The 24,568-nt window shown below is 50.5% G+C and carries 28 protein-coding genes; 26 read left to right on the top strand and 2 right to left on the bottom strand.

Annotation, left to right across the window (positions count from 1 at the left end; genetic code table 11):
- The first annotated feature begins 13 nt into the window (after positions 1-13).
- Positions 14-418 (top strand): GerW family sporulation protein, encoded by a 405-nt coding sequence (locus tag H8S75_RS13635; protein WP_002604167.1) that lies wholly within the window; start codon positions 14-16, stop codon positions 416-418.
- Positions 419-474: 56 nt separating this feature from the next.
- On the top strand, positions 475-612 hold the full coding sequence (locus H8S75_RS13630) for a hypothetical protein (RefSeq protein WP_002604166.1): 138 nt from the start codon (positions 475-477) through the stop codon (positions 610-612).
- Positions 613-756: 144 nt separating this feature from the next.
- On the opposite strand, the gene rpmB is transcribed toward H8S75_RS13630, so the two are convergent.
- Positions 757-942, bottom strand: a complete 186-nt coding sequence (rpmB, locus tag H8S75_RS13625; RefSeq protein ID WP_002604165.1) for a 50S ribosomal protein L28 — start codon at positions 940-942, stop codon at positions 757-759.
- Between the two features lie 166 nt (positions 943-1,108).
- Between rpmB and H8S75_RS13620 the strand changes: the two genes are divergently transcribed.
- The 14 genes from H8S75_RS13620 to H8S75_RS13555 all read left to right on the top strand — a co-directional run bounded on the left by H8S75_RS13620 (position 1,109) and on the right by H8S75_RS13555 (position 13,748).
- Positions 1,109-1,465, top strand: a complete 357-nt coding sequence (locus H8S75_RS13620) for an Asp23/Gls24 family envelope stress response protein (RefSeq protein ID WP_002604164.1) — start codon at positions 1,109-1,111, stop codon at positions 1,463-1,465.
- A 14-nt stretch (positions 1,466-1,479) separates the two neighbouring features.
- On the top strand, positions 1,480-3,150 hold the full coding sequence (locus H8S75_RS13615) for a DAK2 domain-containing protein (protein WP_187022088.1): 1,671 nt from the start codon (positions 1,480-1,482) through the stop codon (positions 3,148-3,150).
- A 72-nt stretch (positions 3,151-3,222) separates the two neighbouring features.
- Positions 3,223-5,274 carry an ATP-dependent DNA helicase RecG gene (gene recG, locus H8S75_RS13610; protein ID WP_187022087.1) on the top strand — a complete coding sequence of 684 codons (2,052 nt, stop codon included), beginning with the start codon at positions 3,223-3,225 and terminating at the stop codon, positions 5,272-5,274.
- 116 nt (positions 5,275-5,390) lie between these two features.
- Complete coding sequence (locus H8S75_RS13605; RefSeq protein WP_187022086.1) at positions 5,391-6,083, top strand: DUF975 family protein; 693 nt, start codon at positions 5,391-5,393, stop codon at positions 6,081-6,083.
- 127 nt (positions 6,084-6,210) lie between these two features.
- The gene (locus tag H8S75_RS13600) at positions 6,211-7,149 is read left to right on the top strand and encodes an AAA family ATPase (RefSeq protein WP_207729129.1); all 939 of its coding nucleotides are present in this window, start codon (positions 6,211-6,213) and stop codon (positions 7,147-7,149) included.
- Positions 7,150-8,283, top strand: a complete 1,134-nt coding sequence (locus H8S75_RS13595; RefSeq protein ID WP_187022084.1) for a DUF58 domain-containing protein — start codon at positions 7,150-7,152, stop codon at positions 8,281-8,283.
- A complete protein-coding gene (locus H8S75_RS13590; protein ID WP_187022083.1) occupies positions 8,270-9,244 on the top strand; it encodes a sodium:solute symporter in 975 nt (324 codons plus the stop codon). Before H8S75_RS13595 ends, H8S75_RS13590 begins: the two co-directional genes overlap by 14 nt.
- A gap of 4 nt (positions 9,245-9,248) precedes the next feature.
- Positions 9,249-9,872 carry a uridine kinase gene (gene udk, locus H8S75_RS13585; RefSeq protein ID WP_187022082.1) on the top strand — a complete coding sequence of 208 codons (624 nt, stop codon included), beginning with the start codon at positions 9,249-9,251 and terminating at the stop codon, positions 9,870-9,872.
- 13 nt (positions 9,873-9,885) lie between these two features.
- Positions 9,886-10,146 (top strand): hypothetical protein, encoded by a 261-nt coding sequence (locus H8S75_RS13580; protein WP_187022081.1) that lies wholly within the window; start codon positions 9,886-9,888, stop codon positions 10,144-10,146.
- 92 nt (positions 10,147-10,238) lie between these two features.
- The gene (locus H8S75_RS13575) at positions 10,239-11,624 is read left to right on the top strand and encodes a MerR family transcriptional regulator (RefSeq protein WP_187022080.1); all 1,386 of its coding nucleotides are present in this window, start codon (positions 10,239-10,241) and stop codon (positions 11,622-11,624) included.
- Between the two features lie 129 nt (positions 11,625-11,753).
- Entirely contained in the window at positions 11,754-11,960 is a 207-nt protein-coding gene (locus H8S75_RS13570) for an alpha/beta-type small acid-soluble spore protein (protein ID WP_002604153.1), read from the top strand.
- A 129-nt stretch (positions 11,961-12,089) separates the two neighbouring features.
- The gene (rsmD, locus tag H8S75_RS13565; RefSeq protein ID WP_187022079.1) at positions 12,090-12,653 is read left to right on the top strand and encodes a 16S rRNA (guanine(966)-N(2))-methyltransferase RsmD; all 564 of its coding nucleotides are present in this window, start codon (positions 12,090-12,092) and stop codon (positions 12,651-12,653) included.
- Positions 12,650-13,135, top strand: coding sequence for a pantetheine-phosphate adenylyltransferase (gene coaD, locus H8S75_RS13560; protein WP_002604151.1), 486 nt, complete (start codon positions 12,650-12,652; stop codon positions 13,133-13,135). The genes rsmD and coaD overlap by 4 nt, the downstream gene beginning before the upstream one ends.
- Before the next feature lie 31 nt (positions 13,136-13,166).
- The gene (locus H8S75_RS13555) at positions 13,167-13,748 is read left to right on the top strand and encodes a hypothetical protein (RefSeq protein WP_002604150.1); all 582 of its coding nucleotides are present in this window, start codon (positions 13,167-13,169) and stop codon (positions 13,746-13,748) included.
- On the opposite strand, the gene H8S75_RS13550 is transcribed toward H8S75_RS13555, so the two are convergent.
- Complete coding sequence (locus H8S75_RS13550; RefSeq protein ID WP_187022078.1) at positions 13,705-14,631, bottom strand: nucleoside recognition protein; 927 nt, start codon at positions 14,629-14,631, stop codon at positions 13,705-13,707. The genes H8S75_RS13555 and H8S75_RS13550 overlap by 44 nt on opposite strands.
- Positions 14,632-14,688: 57 nt before the next feature.
- Here H8S75_RS13550 and H8S75_RS13545 point away from each other — a divergent pair, with 57 nt between their 5' ends.
- The 10 genes from H8S75_RS13545 (at position 14,689) to hisZ (ending at position 24,564) form a co-directional block, all read left to right on the top strand.
- Entirely contained in the window at positions 14,689-15,492 is an 804-nt protein-coding gene (locus H8S75_RS13545) for a M23 family metallopeptidase (protein WP_463323697.1), read from the top strand.
- A 79-nt stretch (positions 15,493-15,571) separates the two neighbouring features.
- The gene (locus H8S75_RS13540; RefSeq protein WP_207729137.1) at positions 15,572-16,918 is read left to right on the top strand and encodes an RsmF rRNA methyltransferase first C-terminal domain-containing protein; all 1,347 of its coding nucleotides are present in this window, start codon (positions 15,572-15,574) and stop codon (positions 16,916-16,918) included.
- Positions 16,918-17,655, top strand: a complete 738-nt coding sequence (locus H8S75_RS13535; RefSeq protein WP_187022076.1) for a pseudouridine synthase — start codon at positions 16,918-16,920, stop codon at positions 17,653-17,655. Before H8S75_RS13540 ends, H8S75_RS13535 begins: the two co-directional genes overlap by 1 nt.
- A gap of 2 nt (positions 17,656-17,657) precedes the next feature.
- Complete coding sequence (locus H8S75_RS13530; protein WP_187022214.1) at positions 17,658-18,326, top strand: HAD family hydrolase; 669 nt, start codon at positions 17,658-17,660, stop codon at positions 18,324-18,326.
- Positions 18,323-20,296, top strand: a complete 1,974-nt coding sequence (locus H8S75_RS13525; protein ID WP_187022075.1) for a YgiQ family radical SAM protein — start codon at positions 18,323-18,325, stop codon at positions 20,294-20,296. Before H8S75_RS13530 ends, H8S75_RS13525 begins: the two co-directional genes overlap by 4 nt.
- Positions 20,297-20,317: 21 nt before the next feature.
- A complete protein-coding gene (locus H8S75_RS13520) occupies positions 20,318-21,076 on the top strand; it encodes an SDR family NAD(P)-dependent oxidoreductase (protein WP_002604143.1) in 759 nt (252 codons plus the stop codon).
- Positions 21,077-21,116: 40 nt separating this feature from the next.
- Positions 21,117-21,695, top strand: coding sequence for an O-linked GlcNAc transferase-like protein (locus H8S75_RS13515; RefSeq protein ID WP_187022074.1), 579 nt, complete (start codon positions 21,117-21,119; stop codon positions 21,693-21,695).
- Positions 21,696-21,708: 13 nt separating this feature from the next.
- Entirely contained in the window at positions 21,709-22,671 is a 963-nt protein-coding gene (locus H8S75_RS13510) for an RluA family pseudouridine synthase (protein WP_187022073.1), read from the top strand.
- 3 nt (positions 22,672-22,674) lie between these two features.
- Positions 22,675-23,208: a Holliday junction resolvase RecU gene (locus H8S75_RS13505; RefSeq protein WP_187022072.1), complete on the top strand. Its 534-nt coding sequence runs from the start codon at positions 22,675-22,677 to the stop codon at positions 23,206-23,208.
- Positions 23,209-23,301: 93 nt separating this feature from the next.
- Complete coding sequence (gene hisZ, locus H8S75_RS13500) at positions 23,302-24,564, top strand: ATP phosphoribosyltransferase regulatory subunit (RefSeq protein WP_187022071.1); 1,263 nt, start codon at positions 23,302-23,304, stop codon at positions 24,562-24,564.
- Positions 24,565-24,568: the final 4 nt, after the last annotated feature.

Here is a 24,568-nt window from a genome sequence, read left to right as displayed (position 1 = left end):
AGGAACAGATCAGATGGCAGATAATTATTTTACATCTACAGTGGAGGCTCTGTTCAAGGGTATGGATACCTTTGTAACGACAAAAACCGTAGTGGGAGAGGCAGTAAAGGTGGACGATACCATCATTCTTCCTCTGGTTGATGTGACCTGCGGCATGGCTGCCGGCTCATTTGCTGAAAGCGCAAAGCAGAAGGGCGCAGGCGGTATGAATGCCAAGATGAGCCCCAGCGCCATTTTAATTATTCAGAACGGCGTGACGAAGCTGGTCAACATCAAACAGCAGGATGCCATGACGAAGATCCTGGACATGGTGCCTGATTTTGTCAATAAGTTTACAGGGGGTTCCCAAGATGTTTCCCCTGAAGCATTAAAGGTAGCGGAAGAGATGGCTGCGGCAGACGAGGAAAAAACTGAATAAGAAGAGGATAAGCCGCATACTATATCATATAGCATGTAAATGGATTGAGGGATTATATGAAGAGAGTATGTGGTCTGATGCTGTTCTGCTTTGGCGCAGGAATGGCAATTCTGCTTTTTATCCCGGCAACAATCATGACGATATTGTTCATCATCGCCTGTATGGTACTGGGATACAACTTATTCTGTTGGTAGAGAGTGTTTGTTGGAAACGGGAGAGATGCGCTGATACCCGTTTCCATTTAAAATAAAGAGTTCTAAAACTGCTTCAGCAGGAGCATTTTCCGGCAAAACAAAAAAAGCTCCAGGCTATTATCAGCCTGGAGTTTTCCTAAATGATTAAGCTCTCTCAACTAAACCAGATCTTAAGCAGGAAGTACATACGTACATCTTCTTATTGCCTCCGTTAACTTTAACTTTAACGGACTTTACGTTTGCTTTCCACATCTTGTTAGATCTTCTATGGGAATGGCTCACCGCATTACCAAAGTGAGCAGCTTTTTCACAGATTGCACATTTAGCCATGATTGCACCTCCTTAAACGCTACTTGGATTTTCTGTTATAAAAATCCACAACAAATGTATGATAACAGAAATTGCATACTTTTGCAAGTGAAATTTAAAAATTTGTTTCTTTTTTTGGGAAAATAATGTATAATCAAATCAGTCAGAATGATAGGAGGTAAAAATTATGAAGGGTTACATCAATAATAAACTGGGTGAAATCCAGATTGGCCCTGATGTTATCGCTATGTACGCGGGCACTACTGCAGTAGAATGTTTCGGTATTGTCGGCATGGCGGCTGTTAGCATGAAGGACGGCCTTGTTAAGCTTTTAAAACGCGAAAGTCTGACGCACGGAATTAACGTGAATATACAGGACAACCATATCACCATCGACTTCCATGTCATCGTAGCATATGGAATCAGCATTTCGGCGGTAGCTGACAATCTGATCGAAAATGTGAAGTACAAAGTAGAAGAGTTCACCGGCATGACGGTAGATAAGATCAACATCTTCGTTGAAGGTGTAAGAGTGATAGATTAAGGAGGAAACTACCTGTGGGTATGAAGTATATAGACGGAGAGATGCTGAAGAAAGCATTTCTGGCCGGTGCAAAAGGATTGGAAGCTAAGAAGGAATGGATCAATGAACTCAACGTGTTCCCGGTTCCGGACGGGGATACGGGTACGAATATGACGATGACCATCATGTCGGCGGCAAGGGAAGTGGCGGCCATCGAACATCCGGACATGGAATCTCTGGCAAAGGCCATTTCTTCCGGCTCGTTAAGAGGCGCCCGCGGCAATTCCGGCGTTATTCTTTCCCAGCTTTTCAGAGGCTTTACAAAAGAAATAAAGACGGTGGATAAGATCACGACGACGACTCTTGCGAATTCCTTCGTCAGAGCGACAGAGACGGCTTACAAGGCCGTTATGAAGCCGAAAGAGGGAACGATCCTGACGGTTGCCAAGGGAATGGCGGACAAGGCTGTGGAACTGGTGACAGAGACGGAAGATATCATCGAATTTTGTCAGAAGGTTATCGAACACGGCGATTATGTGCTGAGCCAGACTCCGGAGATGCTTCCCGTGCTGAAACAGGCCGGTGTCGTCGATTCCGGCGGACAGGGCCTTATGCAGGTCGTAAAGAGCGCTCTCGACTGTCTGATGGGCAAGGAACTGGATTTATCCGTGGAAGGTGCAGCGAGCGCCGGAAGCGTATCAGGCGGTGCTGCGGTAACCGATGATTTCGATATCAAGTTCGGTTACTGTACGGAATTTATCGTGAATCTGGAGAAGCCTTACGATGAGAAGAGCGAACATGAATTTAAGGGATATTTAGAATCCATCGGCGATTCCATCGTTGTCGTTTCAGATGACGATATCGTCAAGGTTCACGTCCATACCAACGATCCTGGACTCGCGATTCAGAAGGCACTGACCTTTGGCTCCCTGTCACGTATGAAGATCGACAACATGAGGGAAGAGCATCAGGAAAAACTGATTAAGGATTCGGAAAAGCTGGCCGCTCAGCAGAAAGCGGATGAAGAGAAGAACGCAGGACCGAGAAAGCCTTACGGCTTCATCTCCGTATCCGTCGGCGAGGGGCTCGACGAGATCTTTAAGGGAATTGGAGCCGATTACCTGATTCAGGGCGGCCAGACCATGAACCCAAGCACCGAAGATATGTTAAACGCCATCGACCGTGTCAATGCCGATACGGTTTATATTCTTCCGAACAACAAGAACATCATACTTGCGGCAGAACAGGCCAAGAAGCTTACAAAGGATAAGCATGTCATCGTAATTCCGTCCAGAACGATCCCTCAGGGAATTACAGCTCTGATCAATTTCGCACCGGATTTATCAGCAGAAGAGAATGAGAAAGTAATGACCGAGGAGATGCAGCGCGTCAAAACCGGACAGATTACTTATGCGGTGCGCAACACCATGATCGATAACATTGAGATCAACGAGGGCGACATCATGGCTCTCGGAGACCACGGAATCCTGGCGGTGGGGAAAGCCATCGAGCATACGGCGCTGGAATCCCTCAAATCCATGGTGGATGAAGAATCTGAGCTGATTACCATCTATTACGGCGCGGACGTGTCGGAGGAAGACGCGGAGACGCTTCGTGAGAAGGCAGAGGAGTCGTTCGGCGACTGTGAAGTAGAGCTCCATCCGGGCGGCCAGCCAATCTACTATTATCTGATATCCGTAGAGTAGAACAGAAGAAACAGGAACAGCTCCCGGGCAGACAATCTGCCCGGGAACTTTTTTGGGAAAGGTGAAAGAAACATGAATCAACAACCTTTGGATACCTTAAAAGGCATTGGTGAGAAGACCGGAAAACTGTTTGGGAAGCTGGGAATCGGAACCGTGGATGAACTGCTGGAATACTATCCGCGGGCCTATGATGCCTACGAGGAACCGGTCTCTGTCGGAGAACTGAAGCCGGATACCGTGATGGCAGTCTCCGGAGTGCTGTTTAAAAGCGCCGAAGTGAAGCGTTACAGCCATATTCAGGTGATTACCACCATGATCAGGGACATTACGGGTTCCCTGACCCTTACCTGGTACAACATGCCTTATCTGCACGCCACTTTAAAGGCCGGTATGCGCGCCGTGTTCCGCGGACGGGTGGTTAAGAAAAACGGACGCCTTACGATGGAACAGCCGGAGATATTTCTGGGCGATGCCTACGGGGAGGTTATCCACTCCATGCAGCCCATCTACGGACAGACAAAGGGGCTTCCCAACAAGACCATTGTGCGGGCAGTGAAGCAGGCCCTGTCGGTGAGACAGATGGTCCGCGATTACATGCCCTTAGATCTGCGGATCCGCCATGAACTGGCGGAATATAATTTTGCTATCGAACATATTCATTTCCCCACAGACCGGACGGAACTGCTCTTCGCCAGGAAACGGCTCGTTTTCGACGAATTCTTCCTGTTTCTCATGGCTGTACGCCGTTTAAAGGACAGGCGTGTGGACCGGGAAAGCCACTTTCGGATGACGCCCTCCGATGAAGTAATCAGCCTCGTGAAAAATCTTCCCTACGCGCTGACGGGCGCGCAGAGCAAGGTGCTTACGGAGGTGTTTCGCGATATGACGAGCGGAAAGGTGATGAACCGGTTAATACAGGGTGATGTCGGCTCCGGAAAGACCATTATCGCCGTCCTCGCCCTGCTGGAGGCGGCTTACAACGGATATCAGGGCGCGCTCATGGTGCCGACTGAGGTTCTTGCCAGACAGCACTACGAGTCCATGCTCTCCCTGTTCGAGGAAAATGGCATTGACAAACAGGTGGTGCTGGTAACCGGTTCCATGACGGCAAAGGAGAAGCGGACCGCCTACGGGAAAATCGCCTCCCACGAAGCCGATATCATTATCGGAACCCATGCGCTCATACAGGAGAAGGTGGTATACGACAAGCTGGCCCTCGTCATTACCGATGAGCAGCACCGGTTCGGTGTCAGCCAGCGCGAGATGCTGGGCGGCAAAGGGGACGAGCCTCACGTTCTTGTTATGAGTGCGACGCCGATCCCCAGAACACTGGCCATAATCATTTACGGCGACCTCGATATTTCCATCATCGATGAACTGCCGGCCAACCGGCTCCCTATCAAGAATTGTGTTGTGGACACCAGTTACCGGAACACGGCGTATTCCTTTATCAAAGGGGAGGTGGCCGCCGGGCGTCAGGCGTACGTGATCTGCCCCATGGTGGAGGCCAGTGAGATGATCGAGGCGGAGAATGTTCTGGATTATGCGAAGAAACTCCAGAGCGCGCTGCCGGGGATTCCGGTGGAATATCTCCACGGTAAGATGAAGGCGAAAGAGAAAAATGCGGTCATGGAACGGTTTGCCGCCGGGGAGATCAAGGTTCTCGTCTCCACCACCGTCGTGGAAGTAGGCGTCAACGTTCCCAATGCCACCGTTATGATGGTTGAAAATGCGGAGCGCTTCGGACTGGCCCAGCTTCATCAGCTGCGGGGCCGTGTCGGCCGTGGAAAGCACCAGTCCTACTGCATCCTGGTGGACGGCTCCGGTCAGGATGGAACCAGGGAACGTCTGACGATCCTGAGCAAATCCAACGATGGCTTCTTCATTGCCTCCGAGGATTTAAAGCTGCGCGGCCCGGGAGACATCTTCGGGCTCAGACAAAGCGGTGATCTGGAATTTAAACTGGCCGACATCTTTACCGATGCCAATATCTTAAAGACGGTGTCTGAGGAGGTCAACCGGCTGTTGGATGAGGATCCGGAGCTCATCTCAGAGGATCACGCCGAACTTGGTAAAAAACTCAATCTGTATTTGGAAAAAAGTTATGACAAGCTAAATCTGTAACCGTATTACTTTCAAATTAAGCACATTTTCAGAAAATGGTTGAAATTAACAGGTCGGCGTGATAGACTTATGCTGTTAAAAATATAACAGTTCAGCGACATATAAGGAGGGCATGTATGAATAGGCAGGAATTAAAATTTGATGCTAAAAATAAGATGCGGGAGGCAGCTGTCAACCCCTATGTGGTTACGCTCATCATGGGAGTGGTCGTTATGATTCTTTCCGGTGTTCAGTTTATTCTCGATTTCTGGGGCAATATCATTAGCACGGGATCTTCCGCCAACACAGGGGAAACCAGCACGTATATTGTTTCTTCTCTCGTATTTTTTATCATTTACTTAGTGATCAGCACGGTTTTACAGTTTGGATACAGCAGCTACTGCCTGAAAGTGGCAAACCGGGATGGGTCCATGTCTTACGGAGATTTGTTTTCTTCGGTTCGTTATCTGCTGAAAGCCATAGGGCTGACGCTTATGATATCGGTTTTTGTCCTGCTCTGGTGTATACTGCTTGTAATACCGGGTATCATTGCAGCGTACCGTTATTCCCAGGCCATCTTCATCATGGTTGAGGATCCCAATAAAGGAATTATGCAGTGTATCCGCGAGAGCAAGGAGATGATGGCCGGCCACAAGATGGAATACTTTATCCTGGAGTTCTCTTTCTTCTTCTGGATGCTGCTCGGCGGCGTTACCTGCGGTCTGGCGTATATCTATGTATATCCGTATATGACGGTTACATTTGCCAATTACTACAACCATTTGAAGCCGGTTTCCGTGGTCTATGAGAATGCAGATACCATAATTTAACTGAATAACCAGGAAAAATGACCGCCTCTTTATCCAGAAAGAGGCGGTTCTTCTTGTATGCCTGCGGTTAATTTGATAAAATAGCAGGAAAGGTTATAATTTCCATATTATGGCAGGAGGCACTGGAATGAAAGAAGTGATCGAAGCAATCAAGGCAAATATAGGACGGGTACTGGTGGGAAAAGAAGAGGTGACGGACTTACTTCTCTCTGCGATTCTGGCAGGAGGCCACGTACTTTTGGAGGATGTTCCCGGAACCGGCAAGACCATGCTGGCAAAGTCTCTGGCAAAGAGTATGGAGCTGTCCTTTTCGAGGGTCCAGTTCACACCGGACCTGCTGCCGTCTGACATAACCGGGCTCAACTATTACAATCAGAAGGCCGGAGAGTTCATCTTTCGCGGCGGTCCGGTGTTTACCAATCTGCTTCTGGCGGATGAGATCAACCGGGCCACGCCCAGGACACAGTCCAGCCTGCTGGAGTGTATGGAAGAGCACCAGGTGACCATCGACGGGGAAACGAAGAAGCTGGAAGAACCGTTTTTCGTTATTGCGACTCAGAATCCCATCGAGACGGCGGGGACGTATCCGCTCCCCGAGGCCCAGCTGGACCGTTTTCTGATGCAGATCCCCATGGGACTTCCGGACGCGGTGGAGGAGCGGCAGATCCTTGAACGCTTCGGCAAAGAGAATCCCTATGACAGCCTGACCGCCGTATGTGGCCGGGAGGCGCTTTTAAACCTGATGAAGGAAGCGGAGGCGGTATACGTCCATCCCCATCTGATGGATTATCTCGTCGAACTGGTTCTCGCCACCAGGAAGCACAGCGAAGTGGAAGGGGGCGTCAGTCCCCGCGGCAGCCTGGCCTTTTACCGGGCAGCCCGGGCCTATGCCCTGGTGAAGGGACGGGACTACGTGGTTCCCGAGGATATCAAGGCGCTGGCCGTTCCCGTCCTGGCTCACAGGCTGGTTCTCGCCAGAACGCTGACCGGAAGAAGTACGGGCCGCCAGATTATCGAACAGCTCTTAAATACCGTCTTTGTGCCTACAGAGGAGTGGAATACATAAATGGAACTGATCCTGATGGCCCTTGGGGCCGGCTTTCTCTATGTCCTTCAGCGCGTCTTGTACGAGCGGTTCTGGAAGAAGGGGCTGACTGCGGACGCTGCGTTTCAGGGAAATCCCGCGGTTTGCGGCGGCGAGGCGTATCTACTGGAGACCGTTGTCAATGCGAAGTTTCTTCCGCTCTCGATTCTGCGGGTCAAATTCCGCATCGGCAGAGAACTGGAATTCGTCACGGGGGAGAACTCCGCTGTCTCCGACTATACGTACCGCAACGACGTCTTCTCCGTCTTTCCTTATCAGAAGATCACGAGAAAGCTGCGGTTCCACTGCCGCAAACGCGGATATTACGAAATAAAGAGTCTGGATCTGGTCAGCCATGATCTGTTCTTTTCCGGCCATTTCATTGAGACTCTGTCCCTGGATTCTCATTTATACGTCTATCCGGCGGCTGCGGACTGCGGCCGTCTGAATGTTCCATTTCAGAAGATGATGGGCACCTGCCTGTCGAGAAGCAGACTGGTTACCGATCCCTTTGAACTGAAGGGAATCCGGGAGTATCAGACCTACGACTCCATGCGCAGTGTCAACTGGAAGGCCACGGCCCGAACCGGAGCTTTAAAGGTCAACGTACATGAGTCCACGGCCTCCCAGAATATCTTCCTCTTTCTGAATATGGATTCGGACTATCCGTGGGCGTCGGAGGCGCTCCGGGAGGAGGCCATCTCGATCTGCGGTTCTTTCATCGACTCCTTTGTCTCCGCGGGAATTCCAACTGGATTTTTCAGCAACGGCATCGACGCGGCGGCCGAAGAGCCCTCCTTCGTCCCCGCCGGAGCAGGAGCGAGCCACGTCACCCGGTGCATGGAGGCGCTCAGCCGTCTCCGCTATGACATTTCCCTGACTCCCTTCGAGACACTGATGAGGGAAGGAAGTCTGGAAAAGAAGGCGGAAGACTGTCTATACATCATGATCTCATCCTGCAAACGGCCGGAGCTTCAGACGGCATACCAGGAATTCTGCCGCTATAGTCCGGGATCTTTATGGATCGCACCGCTGCGGCCGGAAGACGAGGCAGTATTTTCCCTCTGTCCGGCTGCTCTGACGATGAAGTGGGAGGTGCCTTATGACAAGATTTAAATGGATCAACCGCTGGATTACCGCCGATTTAAGCGGAATCCATATAATTTTGGCCGGCGTGTCTGTTTTCCTCTACATTGCCGGATACTTCATTCCCAGTTCACGGCTCATGACAGCAGGGTATGCGGGATTATATCTGGTAATCCTTTTCTATCTGCTTCATCTGCAGCTCCATTCCTGCGACAGTTTTCTGAGCATGCATCCGGCGACGGATCAGATTCCGAAATCGCAGATGAAGCTGGTAAATGGAGTGTACATGGCCGTGTTTCTGGCCGTAACGGGAGCTTTCATGGCCGTGTTCTCCCTTCTTCACCTGAACTGGCTGGTGAACGGGTTAAAGTCTGTCCTGACCGCCATTCTTCGCTTTCTGTCCAGTTTTCTTCCGGAAGCCGTAAACGAGCCAGTGGAATCCATGCCTTCCGGGAGCTTTATCCCTCCGGAGCTGGGAGAAGAGGCGGCGGCGCCTTCGCTCATCGCAAAAATCCTGGATGCGGCTCTCACAGCCGCTGCCGTCGTTTTCATGGTACTTCTCGCTGTATATTTGCTCAGGCAGCTGTTTTTCCTGCTGATCCGTCTATTGAAGCAGAGAGAAGACGGAGATGAAAAGGAATTCATGAAACCGGCCGTTGTTTTCAGCAGGATCCATACCGGACAGGCGAAGGGAACGCCTCTGTGGAGAGATTTTACCATTGAGGGAAGAATCCGCAGGGCGTATAAAAGAGAAATTTTGAGACGGCTTAACGGCAGAGGCCGGATTTCCCGGACGGAAACGCCGGAGGAGCTGGAAAATAAAAGCGGATTCCCGGAGGAGCCTTCCCTCTGCGGGATCTACCATCAGGTATACGAGAAGGCGCGTTATGGAAATGGATGCACCAAAGAGGATTTGGAGCGTTTGAATGAGATTCGCAGATCGAATCAAAAGAATACAGAGAGTAAATACAAAAAAACACGGGAGGAATAAATCTATGAAGAGCATATTAATTGGAATCGCAGGGGGGACCGGATCAGGGAAATCCACATTTACCAACCGGTTAAAGGATGCGTTTCACGATGATATCGCCGTCCTTTATCACGATAATTACTATAAAAAGCAGGATGGCATTCCCTTTGAGGAGCGGAAAAAAATGAATTACGATCATCCGGAGGCGTTTGAGACGGAGCTTCTCCTGGATCAGCTGTCCAGACTGCGGGGCGGCAAGGCCATTGAATGTCCCGTATACGATTATTCCCAGCACAACCGGTCGGATCAGTTTCTCACAGTCCTTCCCAAAAGGGTAATCCTGGTGGAGGGAATTCTGGTATTTGCCGACCAGCGGCTCCGCGATATGTTTGACATCAAGATATTTGTGGAGGCGGACGCGGATGAACGGATTCTGCGGCGGGTGATCCGGGATGTCAAGGAACGCGGACGGGATATCGAGGGCGTGGTGGAACAGTATCTGACAACCGTCAAGCCCATGCATTACTTATATGTAGAACCTACCAAACCGCTGGCGGACATCATCATCAACAGCGGAATGAACGAAGTGGCCTTCCAGCTGGTAAAGACCTCGATCGAAAAAATACTGGGAGAACCATTGAATCAATAGGAGGACACAAACCATGTTTTTCTGGCAGAAAAAAGAAGTTCTGGTTACATTTTCACTGAATGATTTTAACCGTGTAAAGGATATTCTGGCTGAGAATCAGATCCCGTATGACTGGAAAACCGTGCCTGACTGCGGAAGACGTGGCCGCCGGACGCTGGGAACTGCATTTATGGATGAATCCGTCTTAAGACAGTATTACCTTTATGTTGAAAAAAAAGAGTATGAGAGGGCAGAATATCTCGTGAAGACCGTATTGACCGGTGGGAAACGGTAAACGAGGTCGGAATTTTTTCAAAAATTTCATTTAAGCCTTGACATTATACCCTGTATACCCCTTACTCTGAGACTGAAAGGAGGCGGAGCAGGATGACGATCAAAGATGTGGAACAACTTACAGGCATTACGCGTCAGAATATCCGTTTTTATGAAAGAGAGGGGTTAATCGCGCCGTGCCGGAATCCGGAGAACCAGTACCGGGAATATTCTGCGGATGACGTGAAGACGCTGCATCAGATCAGGCTTTACCGGAAGCTGAATGTATCCATCGAAGATATCAGGAGTATGGAAGGCCGTACTCTGTCCCTGGAAAGCTGCATGGAACAATGTATTTCCAACACAGAAAGGGAGATGGTAAGAATGGCAAAAATAAAGGAGGTTTGCGAGGGACTCAGGAAACAGGATTTAGAGGGAAAAGCACCGGACATAGAAAAAGCATTAAAACAAATCGACGCTTATGAAAAATCAGGGTATCAGTTCACCGATATAACCAAAGACTATTGGAGTATGGAAGTTGTCCATGAAGTAAGAAATCTAAACAGGCAGATGATAAAGGCATTGTTGTTTTCTTTTGTGACGGTAATTTTCTGCAATATGCTCTACTTTTCTCTGCCAAAGCCACAGTGGATGGCAATGATTCCAGCCGCTGTAATCGGATATACTGCGGCGTGGGTTCACTGGGGCAGAAAAAATAAGGTTATCTTGAGGAGACATATCCACTTTACGCATATTTCATCTGGCATTTACCTGGCTTCAGCCGTTATCGGCGTCTTATTTTATATCATTGAAAACGGCAGCATCGCAGTCACTATGGCTGTCCTTCCTAACCCTGCACTCATGGCGCGCTCTGTTACTGGCGCGGGTTACGTCTGGCTTTTCCTGATTCTGCTTTTCAGGAATATGTTTTACAGCATGATTGCCTGTATCCTGTTTTACGATACCTTTAAACAGAAAAGTGTGGTTTCCGCTCTGGTTCTGAGTGCCCTGTTGTATGCCCTGACATGTCTCAATCCTTACACAGCTCCCGGATACCTGTTGATTGGAGTCTGCCTGGGTCTTCTATATGAGTTTACAGATTCCCTGGCGGTCTGTATGGTACCGGTGTTTTTTGAAGCTGTCAGCGATGGTATACTGACCATGCTGGAGTTTCGTTTTCCCAATGTCCTGCCGGAATTTTTGGGGACGAGAGCATATTTGCCTGTTATGGAACTGCTTCCATGGCTGCTTCTCGCCATACTTTTAATTCTGATTCTTCTTTACGCAGTAAGCCGCGCATCCGGCAAAAAAGTCGACTGGGGCCAGGAATGGGTTAAAGCATGGTTCATTTCAGCACCTCCCGCAGAAGGGGCTACAATTCTGAATCAAAAGGCTTTTCATGAAATCGAAAAAGAAAGAAAACGCAGTTATCGTCTCGTGGACGGATATTTGGCGGCAGCAGTTCTCCTTTCCATATGGTACATGACAAGTATTCTATGACATAAAATTTTGGAAAAACCTTCTAGTGTATTATTCTCCTTCAGAGCCATAATAGGAGTGTAGCACAAAACACACCATGAAAAACACAAAACAAAAGCATGGTGATAGACGAAAAGGAGGCATATCAATATGTCAGGAAAATCTTCTAACACAACAAACGTACCAGAAGCAAGAGAAGCAATGGACAGATTCAAAATGGAAGTTGCAAACGAGATCGGTGTTCCGTTAACTAACGGTTACAACGGAAACTTAACCTCTGCACAGAACGGTTCTGTTGGTGGCTATATGGTTAAGAAAATGATCGAAGCTCAGGAAAGACAGATGGCTGGTAAATAAGCCAAGAAACAATAAGGAAGAGCCTTCAGTTTAAAACTGAAGGTTCTTTTTTACTGTAATTGGGTTGTATATCTTCCGTTTTCATACTATAATGGTACATAACACCAGAAGAATGAGGGACACCATTTCATGAGAGTAATAGCAGGAAAAGCCAGAAGGCTTCTTTTAAAAACCATAGAGGGTCAGGATACGAGACCCACCACAGACCGCATCAAGGAGACTTTATTCAACATTTTAAATCCGGATCTGCCGGGCACCACCTTTCTCGATCTCTTTTCCGGAAGCGGCGGCATCGGCATCGAGGCCTTAAGCCGCGGAGCCGACAGGGCAGTCTTTATCGAGATGAATCCAAAGGCCGCGGAATGCATCAGGGAGAACTTACAGACCACGAAGTTTACGGAAGAGTCCGTTGTCATGAACTGTGACGTTCTCACCGGCCTGCGCCGCCTGGAGGGTAAGGATTACGTCTTTGATTTCGTCTTCATGGACCCTCCCTACGGGAAGGAATCCGAACGCCAGGTTCTAGAGTATCTGGCATCTTCCCCGCTTATTTCAGAGGACACGCTCCTAATTGTGGAAGCGGATTTAAACACCGGCTTCGAATATCTGGAATCCTTGGGGTACGAATGCCGCAGAGAAAAGATCTATAAGACGAATAAACATGTTTTTATAGCAAAAGGAGTGGTTTTATGAAAACGGCCGTATATCCGGGAAGCTTCGATCCGGTGACGCTGGGCCATCTCGATATCATCGAGCGTTCGGCCCGGATGTCCGATCAGTTAATTATCGGAGTTTTGAATAATAATTCAAAAACTCCGTTGTTTTCTGTCCAAGAACGTGTTAATATGTTAAAGGAAATAACGAAAGATTTAGGCAATGTGGAAGTGAAAGCTTTTGCAGGGCTTTTGATTGATTTTGTGCGTGCGAATCAGGCTGATGTCGTAGTCCGCGGACTCCGTGCCGTCACTGATTTTGAGTACGAGCTTCAGCTGGCACAGACCAACCGGGTTATCGCGCCGGAAGTGGATACCATATTTTTGACAACGAATTTAAAATACTCCTATTTGAGCTCCAGTATCGTCAAGGAAATCGCGTTCTATGACGGAGACATCAGTGCATTCGTTCCTGCCAGTGTGGCAGAATGCATCAGGAGGAAGATGGCAGATAGAAAATAGATAGAAAAACGGGTAAGGAGAGAGACGCATTATGATGAGTAGAATTGAACAGTTAATTGGTGAAATTGAAGAATATATCGATGGTTGTAAGTACCAGCCGCTTTCCAACAGTAAGATCGTCGTAAACCGTGACGAACTGGAAGAGCTTCTTGTGGAGCTGCGCCTTCGGATTCCGGATGAGATCAAACAGTATCAGAAGATCATCAGCAACCGCGACGTGATCTTAAACGAGGCTCATCAGCAGGCAGATTCCATACTCGCCCAGGCATCCGCCCATACGGATGAACTGGTTAACGAGCATGAGATCATGCAGAAGGCATACGCCCAGGCCAATGAGATCATCAATCAGGCGAATTTACAGGCCCAGGACATCGTCGAGAAGGCCGTTTCCGACGCCAACGATATCCGCCAGAGCGCCGTCCAGTACACGGACGATATGTTAAAGAGCCTTCAGACCATCATCAGCCACTCCATGGAAGGAGCACAGGGCAGATTTGATGCCTTTATGACTTCCATGCAGTCCAGCTATGATATTGTCTCCTCCAACCGTCAGGAGCTGACCGGCGCGGTTATGCCGCCCACGGAAGCTGACGGCAGCATGCCAATAGAATAAAGATTGCCGCAGAAAGCAGACTGTGAACCGCTTTCCATGCTACATAGTGCCGGATGGATAATCCGGCATTTTTTATGACACTCTTTGTCTGAAAGATTCCGGACAGCCCGCCGAAGGCGGTAGCGGCGGCGATCCACATGCCCCCCGCCATGGACGGAATCGAACTGGAGATGGCGCGGATTCCCGTTGTGATCTCCACAAAACCAAGCAGTGCCGCTTTTCCGGCCGGATTATGTAACGGGAGTTCCGTAATATAAAAGACAAGAATCGAAAACAGCATGATATAGCCGCCGATTTTCACCATGACCTCGCAGGAATCCATCAAACTTTCATCGAAGGTCAGCTGTGCCTCCCTGGAATATGGAAGCGACGGAGAGACAGTATGGATCCCATAGAGCTTCCGGGACAGCCAGGCGATTAAGACCACCGGCAAATAAACAGCGGCCATAAGCATCCACACCGGTACGGCACCCGGCAGCTCTGAAGCCGCGTAGCCCAGCAGAAACATGGGACTGGGATGGTTGCAGATGCTTAATAAGTATCTCGCTTCCGCCTTCGTGATCCGTTCCCCATCGAGAAAATCGCTGCAGTTTCTGGCTCCCATGGGATAGCCGCAGAGGAGGCCGGAGACGAGAATGTAGCTTCCTGCGTCCGAAAGCTTTAAAAAATTACGAAGGAACCCGCGGAAGGGAAATGTAAGAATATGGATCGCGTCCAGTGCGACGATGACGTTGGAACAGATCATGAACGGCAGGAGTGTGGGGAGAACTACCGTGGCCCACAGAACCAGTCCGTTTTTTGCCCCCTGAGTCGCGGCCGCCGGACTTAACAGAAGAACGCAGAGCACCGCAACGGAACAGAAGCGGAAGAAGGATTTTTTCATGAGCACCTGAATAGATTGTTTTATACAAATATATGATGAGGCCGTATCGATATGATGATGATTCTTCTTTTAATCCTGCTTCTTTCCTTCTTTCATGTGACCATGATCGATTACCTTTACAACAATCCTACCTATTACCAGCTGGACGCCTATACCTGTGAGAGCGATGATTTCCGCAGTATGAGGCTGGGTAACCTGATCGCAGAATCCGGTCCCCTCGATTACGATCTGCTCACTTCCCTGATGATCGAGCACAATTACGATCTGACCGATGTCAAGGATACCGCCTGCCATACAGACCGCCTGCTGGCCGTGAAACCGGCGGAATACCGGAAGCTGAAACAGGCGTATGAGACCGTCCTCGGCGATTTAAAGTTCTTTCCCATCCCGGAAAATACGAACGCCGCATCTCCCCCCGTCACCTTTGAAAACGGCTGGATGGATAAGCGCACGTACGGCGGAGAGCGCGGCCACGAGGGCTGTGACATCATGGGGACAGAGCGGCCCCGGGGATATTATCCCGTTGTCTCCATGTCGGATGGGGTTGTGGAAAAGGTGGGGTGGCTGGAGAAAGGCGGATGGCGGATCGGAATCCGCGCTCCCGGCGGCGCTTATCTCTATTACGCCCATTTGTACGGCTACAGCCGGCAGTGGCAGGAGGGCGATGCCGTAAAGGCCGGAGAGCTGCTGGGCTTTATGGGTGACACCGGGTACAGCACGGTGGAAGGGACCACCGGTAATTTTGAAGTTCATCTTCATGTCGGGATCTATATGAAGACGGACCATGAAGACGAAATGAGCTTAAATCCCTACTGGGTATTAAAATATCTGCAGAAATACCGGTTGAAATATTCCTATTAGTATATTAAGATTGCCATAGAGAAAGGCAGGAGTTACACACGTGAGCGAATTGAAACTTTCCGAAGAGTATTTAAACAGAATGAGAGACTTACTGGGGGAAGAGGAATTTTCCGCCTATCTAAAAAGCTTCGACGAGGAACGGCTGTATGGACTGCGGGTCAATACGGCAAAGGTCACGCCGGAAGCATTTCCTGAGCTGGTTTCCTGGGATTTAAAGCCGGTTCCCTGGATTCCAAACGGATTTTATTACGAGGGGACGGAACGTCCGGCCAAGGATCCCTATTATTACGCCGGACTCTATTACCTGCAGGAGCCCAGCGCCATGACTCCGGCCATGCTTCTTCCGGTGGAGCCGGGAGACCGGGTCCTGGATTTGTGCGGGGCGCCCGGAGGGAAGAGCACGGAGCTGGGTGTTAAGCTGGCTGGAAAAGGCGTCCTTATCTCCAACGACATCAGCAATTCGAGGGCGAAAGCGCTGCTTAAAAACCTGGAACTCTGGGGGATTTCCAACATCTGTGTCACCAGCGAGACTCCCGATAAACTGGCCGATGTATTCGGCCCGTGGTTCGATAAGATTCTGATCGACGCGCCGTGTTCCGGGGAAGGAATGTTCCGCAAGGACGATGATATGGTTAAAAGCTATGAGGAGCGCGGACCGGAGTACTACAGTGAAATCCAGAAGGAGATCACGGACCAGGCGGTCCGCATGCTGGCTCCAGGCGGCCTGCTGCTTTACTCTACCTGCACCTTTTCACGCTGCGAGGATGAGGAGATTATCTGCCATATTCTGGAGAACCACCAGGAGATGGAACTGATCAGGCTCCCTCTGTTTGAAGGCGCATCGGGCGGAATCGGCCTCGACGGCTGTATCCGTCTGTTTCCTCATAAGATAAAGGGCGAGGGGCATTTCATATCCCTGCTGCGGAAAAATGGCGGTGGAGCGCAGAGGACGGCTGCAGGCATCCGCGAACGTTCCAGGATGGAGCCGCAGGGGAAAAAGGCCTCAGCCCTTCCAACGGAGCTTACGGATTTTCTCGCCCTCATGAACCGGGAATTCGATGGTTCCAGAATCATGATTAAAAATGATTCTGTCTACTATCTGCCGGAAAACTTTGTTCCGGCAAAGGAACTCCGTTATCTGAGAACGGGGCTTCTCCTGGGCGAACTGAAGAACAAACGCTTTGAGCCTGGACAGGCTCTTGCCATGACCCTTCATGCAGAAGAATTTAGGCAGACTATCTCCTGGAAAAAGGATGATGACCGCGTCATCCGGTATTTAAAGGGAGAAACGATCTCCCTGACGCCGGAGGAAGGGCCGGTCAAGGGCTGGTGCCTCGTCTGCGTGGACGGCTATCCCCTGGGGTTTGCCAAGGGAACGGGCATGGCGCTCAAGAACAAATACTATCCGGGATGGCGGTGGCAGTGATGAAGGATACCATTAGGCTGGACAAATATTTAACGGAGATGGGCGAGGGAACGAGAAGCCAGATCAAAGAGATGGCCCGAAAGGGGCGCATCGCTGTAAACGGTATAACGGAGAAGAAGAGTGAGCGTAAGATTTCTCCCTCCTCCGACACGGTTGCCGTAGATGGACGGAACGTGTCCTATGTGGAATATGAATACTATATGCTCCATAAACCGCAGGGCGTCGTCTCTGCGACGGAAGACAGGCTGCATGAGACGGTGGTGGATCTGATCACCGACAGGAAACGGGATGATTTATTTCCTGTGGGCCGCCTCGATATCGACACAGAGGGGCTGCTCCTCTTAACCAATGACGGAGATTTAACCCACCGCCTGCTCTCGCCGAAAAAGCACGTGGACAAGGTCTACTACGCCAAAATAGAGGGAATGCTTCCAGAAGACGCGAAAGACCGTATGGCGGAGGGCCTGGTTCTCTCAGACGGAACGGAAACGCTCCCTGCTGATTTGGAAGTCCTTCATAGAGGGGACTTAAGTGAGCTGTCTGAGATCCGCCTTACGATTCATGAAGGAAAATTCCATCAGGTAAAACGGATGTTTGAAACACTGGGGTGTCATGTGGTATACTTAAAGAGGTTATCCATGGGGATGCTCGTGCTCGATGAGGCACTGAAGCCGGGAGAGTACCGGCCGCTGACCCATGAGGAACTGGAACTGCTAAAAAAGACAAATCAGGAGTAATGATGATGATAGAAGAGACAAAAGCGGTCATATTCGACCTGGATGGAACGCTTGTGGACTCCATGTGGATGTGGAAGGATATCGACATTGAGTTCCTTAAAAACTATGGACACGACTGTCCTCCGGAGCTGCAGAAGGAGATCGAGGGGATGAGTTTTTCCGAGACCGCCGTCTATTTCAAGGACCGGTTCGGACTGAGGGAATCCATCGAAGACATCAAAGCCATCTGGCGGGAGATGTCCATTGAGAAATACCGCCATCAGGTGCCGTTAAAGGCCGGCGCCCGTGAATTTCTCAACCATTTGAAGTCCCGCGGCATCGCAGCCGGCATTGCCACCAGCAATGGAAGAGAGATGGTAGACGCAGTCATCGATACTTTGAAGATCGGAGACTATTTTCAAGTAATCGCCACCGCCTGCGAGGTGGCAGCCGGAAAACCGGCGCCCGACATCTATCTGAATGTAGCTGGCCGTCTGGGTGTAACCCCTGGTAAATGCCTTGTCTTCGAAGACGTACCCGCCGGAATACTGGCCGGGAAACGGGCCGGCATGACGGTCTGTGCTGTGGATGACGAATTTTCCAGGCATATGGAAGCGGAGAAGAAGAGTCTGGCCGACTACTTTATCCGCGATTATTACGATATTATAAACAGAAATGGAGCTGCAATATGATACACGATTACCTGCCAATGAACCGCGCCGATATGAATATCCGCGGCTGGAACCAATGTGACTTTGTCTATGTGAGCGGTGACGCCTATGTGGACCACCCCTCCTTCGGACACGCCATCATAACCCGGCTTCTGGAGGCGCACGGCTACAAGGTGGGGATCATCGCCCAGCCGGACTGGAAAGATCCGGAGAGTATCCGGGTGCTGGGAGAGCCCCGGTTGGGCTTCTTCGTATCCGGCGGAAATATGGACTCCATGGTAAACCACTATTCCGTTTCCAAAAAGCGGAGACTTAAGGATTCCTACACGCCGGGCGGCGTTATGGGAAAGCGGCCCGATTACGCGACGGTCGTCTACTGCAACCTGATCCGCAGCGTCTACAAACGGGTTCCCATCATCATCGGCGGCATCGAAGCCAGCTTAAGGCGGCTGGCCCATTACGATTACTGGTCTGACCGGTTAAAGCATTCGATCCTGATCGACTCCCAGGCTGATTTAATCTCCTACGGAATGGGAGAGCGGTCCGTCGTCGAGATTGCAGACGCATTAAACAGCGGAATCGATATCAAAGACATTACCTTCATAGACGGAACGGTATACAAGACCAGCAGCCTGGACAGCGTCTACGACGCGCTGACTCTGCCATCCTACGGCGCCATGAAAGAGGAAAGACAAGAATACGCCAGGAGCTATTATATCCAGTACAGCAACACGGATCCATTTACAGGGAAACGTCTGGTGGAACCGTACCAGGACAATTGCTACGTCGTTCAGAATCCGCCTTCCAAGCCATTAACCACCGAGGAGATGGATGAGGTTTACGACCTTCCGTATATGAGGAACTATCACCCGTCCTACGAAGAGGAGGGCGGTGTTCCGGCCATTCGGGAGATCAAATTCAGCCTCATCAGCAACCGCGGCTGTTTCGGCGCATGCAGCTTCTGCGCACTGACCTTCCATCAGGGACGGATCATTCAGGTGAGAAGCCATGATTCGCTGGTGGCTGAGGCAAAGCTTCTGACCGAAGAACCGGACTTTAAGGGCTATATCCACGATGTGGGCGGCCCCACCGCTGATTTCCGTTCGCCTGCCTGCGAGAAACAGCTGACCAAAGGCGCATGTCCGAACCGCCAGTGCCTGTTCCCGGAACCGTGCAGGAATTTAAAGGCAGATCACTCGGATTATATTGAACTGCTCCGGAAGCTTCGCTCTCTGCCAAAGGTGAAAAAGGTCTTTATCCGTTCAGGAATCCGGTTTGACTACGTGCTGGCAGACCCCAGCCGGAAGTTTTTAAAGGAACTGTGCCAGTACCATATCAGCGGCCAGTTAAAGGTAGCCCCGGAGCACGTGGCGGACAAGGTGCTAAGCCGCATGGGCAAGCCGCAAAATAAGGTGTACCGACAGTTTGTCAAAGAATATAAGGATATGAACGCACAGCTTGGCATGAAGCAGTATCTCGTCCCGTATCTGATGTCCTCCCATCCAGGCTCCGGCCTGCCCGAGGCCATCGAACTGGCCGAGTACTTGCGGGATCTGGGATACATGCCGGAACAGGTGCAGGATTTCTATCCGACGCCGTCCACCATCTCCACCTGCATGTACTACACCGGATACGATCCGCGCACCATGGAAAAGGTCTATGTCCCCACGAATCCGCATGAAAAGGCCATGCAGAGAGCGCTCATCCAGTACCGCAACCCAAAGAATTACGAACTGGTGGAGGAAGCGCTGAAGAAAGCCGGACGCACTGACTTAATCGGATACGACAAAAAATGTCTGATTCGTCCCAGATTTTCCGGCGGCGGACAGTCTGCCGGTGGGAAAAGGCCGGGGAATGGGCAGCCAGCAAGTGGCAGAAGACCAGGGAATGGGCAGCCATCAGGCGGTTATCCGGCTGCAAAGCAGCGGGACGACAAAACGGCGGGAAAGAAAAAGACCATAAGAAACGTTCATAAAAAGGTTAAAAAATAAAAGAGAAAAGAAGGGATTCAAATGAAGATTGCAGTTGTAACAGGGGCCTCCTCAGGAATGGGCAGAGAATTTGTCAGGCAGCTGGCGGACCGTTTTAACGGAATCGATGAAATCTGGGTTATCGCCAGACGCGAAGACCGGCTGAAGGAGCTGGTATCCACGGTTCCAGTGCGTTTGCGCATCTTCGCCGTGGATTTAACAGACCATAAGGAGCTGATGGATTTTCAGTGCACGCTGGAGGAAGAGCACCCCGATGTCAAATGGCTGATCAACTCGGCGGGCTTCGGAAAGATTGGACCGGTAGGTTCTTTAAATCTTGCCGATGAAGCCGGTATGGTGGATTTAAACTGCAAAGCGCTCTGCGTGGTCACGCATATGGTGCTTCCCTACCTCTCCGGGAACAGCCGCATCATTCAGCTGGCTTCCTCGGCGGCATTTCTTCCGCAGCCGGATTTTGCCATCTACGCAGCCACGAAGTCCTTCGTACTCAGCTACAGCCGGGCGCTTAACGAGGAGTTAAAACCGCGCGGCATCTATGTGACCGCAGTATGCCCCGGACCAGTCAAGACGGAATTCTTCGATATTGCGGAGACCACGGGCGAGATTCCGGTCTATAAGAGGATCGTCATGGCGGATCCAAAGCGCGTAGTAAAGAAAGCGATCCGCGACAATATGATGGGACGGACCGTGTCGGTCTACGGCATTACCATGAAGGCATTTCATCTGCTCTGCAAGGTTCTGCCTCACGGCATGATCTTAAGGATCATGAAGGCGCTATAACAAACGGGGATTGAATCAATACTATACCGATAAAAAAGGAATGACAACTGTGAAAAAATACAACAAGGGGCAGTACGGATACCGGAACCATCATAAGAAAGTGGAGACAGGCAAAGTCGCCTTCGGAGCAGCCATGATTATCGCCCAGCTGATCGCAAGATATTTTGTGGACAACACGGCCTGGAAGAATATTCTGACGGTCATGGCCATCCTTTCCGTTCTTCCCACGGCCAACGTGGCCTCACCGCTTCTCGCGGCCTGGCGTTATAAGACGCCCTCCGAGGACTTTCACCAGAGAGCGGCAGGGTATGAGGGACGTTTTTCCATTCTGTACGACTTAATCATCACCACCAGAGACGCTATCATACCGGCGGATGCAGCCATTGTCCATCCCAGCGGCGTATTCCTATACTGTACCTCGCCGAAGCTGGACACTGCAAAAGCGGAGAAATTCTTAAAAGAGATGTTTGCGGGACACAAGCTGGATCTTGGCGTGAAGATCATTCTCGATGAAAAGGCATTTTTCCACCGGATGGAGAGCCTGAAGCCGGCGGAAGAATACGAGGATGACGGCAGTGTGGACTACACGCTCCAGCTGCTTAAAAATCTATCCATGTAAGGGGAATTGAAAGATGCGTTCTCTCATTGTTTCTGAAAATGAATCGGGTCAGCGGCTCGACAAGCTGCTGGCCAAATACTTAAATCTGGCCGGTAAGGGATTTCTCTATAAGATGATGCGCAAGAAGAACATCACGCTGAATGGGAAAAAATGCGATGGCTCGGAGAAGCTTGTCCAGGGAGACGAGGTCAAGCTGTTCTTCTCCGAGGAGACCATTGAGAAGTTTTCCTCTCATACGCTCCAGGAGGTCAAAAAGGTGAATCTGCATATCATTTATGAGGATGACCATATTCTTCTCGTCAACAAGCCTTCGGGAATGCTTTCCCAGAAAGCGAAGGACACCGATGAATCCCTGGTGGAATACATCATCGATTACCTCATATCCAGCGGACAGTTATCCACAGAACAGCTCTGTAGCTTCCGCCCATCCGTCTGCAACCGCCTGGACAGAAACACCAGCGGCCTCGTCGTCGCCGGCAAGTCTCTGCCGGGCCTTCAGATTATGTCCGCGGTCTTCAAAGACAGAAGCCTGCATAAATACTACCGGTGCGTGGTAAAGGGCCGTGTGACGGAAAAACAGGTCATTACCGGATTTCTTAAAAAGGACGAGGCCACGAACCAGGTGACCGTCACCACGACGGAAACGGCGGGAAGCGTTCCCATTATGACGGAATATGAACCGCTCGGCTGGGCGGAGGACTGCACGCTGTTAAGCGTCAAGCTGATTACAGGGCGGACCCATCAGATCCGGGCGCATCTGGCCTCTATCGGCCATCCCATTCTTGGGGACTACAAATACGGCGACAGCGCGGTCAATGAAGAGGCGAAAAAGCGCTGGAATATCCGTTCCCAGATGCTTCATTCCTGTACGGTGACATTTCCGCAACTGCCGGAACCGCTGACCGGTCTTTCCGGCAAAACCTTTTCAGCGCCGCTCCCGCAGACCTTCCGGAAAATCTGCCGGGATTGGAGTTAGGCTATGGGAACATGGAACACAAGGGGCTTAAGAGGCTCCGCACTGGAAGACTTAATCAACCGCAGCAACGACAGCTACCGTGAGAAGAAGCTGGCCCTGATCCAGAAGGTGCCGACCCCGATCACCCCCATCTCCATCGATAAGGAGAGCCGCCACATCACGCTGGCTTATTTCGATCAGAAGAGTACGGTAGACTACATCGGGGCCGTACAGGGGATTCCCGTCTGTTTTGACGCCAAGGAGTGCGCCGTGGAGACGTTTCCCCTGCACAATATCCACCCGCATCAGATTGCCTTTATGCGTGAATTCGAGGAGCAGGGAGGCATATCCTTCATCATCCTGTCCTATACGGTAAAAAATGAGATATATTATCTTCCGTTTGACGAAATCCTTCGATTCTGGACTCGAATGGAGGAGGGCGGGCGCAAAAGCTTCACCTATGAGGAAGTGGATAAGTCCTGGCAGATACGCAGCTGCCGGGATATCTTTGTCCACTATCTGGAGATGATTCAGAAAGATTTGGACAGAAGAGATTGACAAGTCGGGCAGTGTCCCTTATAATAAACTACACGTTATCATGGTAGCACTTTACCATATGAAAGCAGTATGCAGCAATGTTCGGAGGAAGCTATGGCAAACAAATTATTACATACACCGGATGGCGTCCGGGACATCTACGGAGTGGAATGCACCCGAAAGGCATCCATCCAGAACAGGATCTTAGAGATATTCCATCTGTACGGATATCAGGACATTGAAACGCCGACCTTTGAATTCTTTGATATCTTTCATGAATCCCGCGGAAGCGTTAAAGCGAAAGAGATGTTTAAGTTTTTCGACAGGGACAACCATACCCTGGTGCTCCGGCCCGATGAAACGCCGGCGATCGCCAGATGTGTGACGAAGTATTTTACAGAAGAGGATATGCCTTTGCGGCTCTGCTATTTAGAGCGGACCTTTATCAATAACACCAGCTACCAGGGACGGCTCAAGGAAGCGGCCCAGACCGGTGTGGAACTGATCGGTGATGACTCGTCCGACGCGGATGCGGAGATTCTCGCCATGGTTATCCGGGCCCTGAAGGCGGCTGGCCTCACGGAATTCCAGGTGGAGCTGGGAGAGGTCGATTTCTTTCGCGGCCTTCTAGAGGAAGCCGGCATGGACGAGGAGATGGAGGAGAAGCTTCGTGAGCTGATCGAGAACAAGAATTACTTCGGCGTGGAGGAGCTGGTGATGGAACAGCCCATTCCACAGGAATTAAAGGATGCATTTCTAAAGCTTCCTGAACTGTTCGGTTCCCTGGAGGATATCCAGGCCGCCAGAGAATTTACGAAAAACCCGCGGGCCTTACGGGCGATTGACCGTCTGGAAGAGGTGAACCGGATTCTGGAATATTACGATTTGTCGGAATACGTTTCGTATGACCTTGGAATGCTGAGCCAGTACCAGTATTACACCGGAATCATTTTCAAGGCTTATACTTACGGAACCGGAGATTACATCGTAAACGGCGGGCGGTACGACAAGCTTCTCGTCCAGTTCGGAAAGGATGCGCCGGCCGTGGGCTTCGGAATCTCCGTCGATGATCTGATGCTGGCTTTATCCAGACAGAAGATCGATACGCCGGTCCGGGTGGTCAATACCATGATTCTCTTCGAGCCGGAATCCAGAGAGCAGGCGATCCAGCTTGCGAAGCACTTCCGCGATACCTCCATGCCGGTGCAGCTTCAGCTTAAGAAGGCGGACAAGACGCTGGAAGCGTATAAAGCCTATGCGGGGCGCACCACCATTACGAACCTGCTGTACTTAGATGAGAAGGGCTTTTCCGTAAAGATCGTGAACTTGAACTTAGACCGGATGGACGAGATACCGCTGTCCGAATACTTAAAATGAGGGA

Origin of the sequence: Hungatella hominis, assembly GCF_014288005.1 — a bacterium.
In the GTDB taxonomy this organism is placed as follows: domain Bacteria; phylum Bacillota; class Clostridia; order Lachnospirales; family Lachnospiraceae; genus Hungatella; species Hungatella effluvii.
This window is presented reverse-complemented; position numbering and strand designations above follow the sequence as displayed.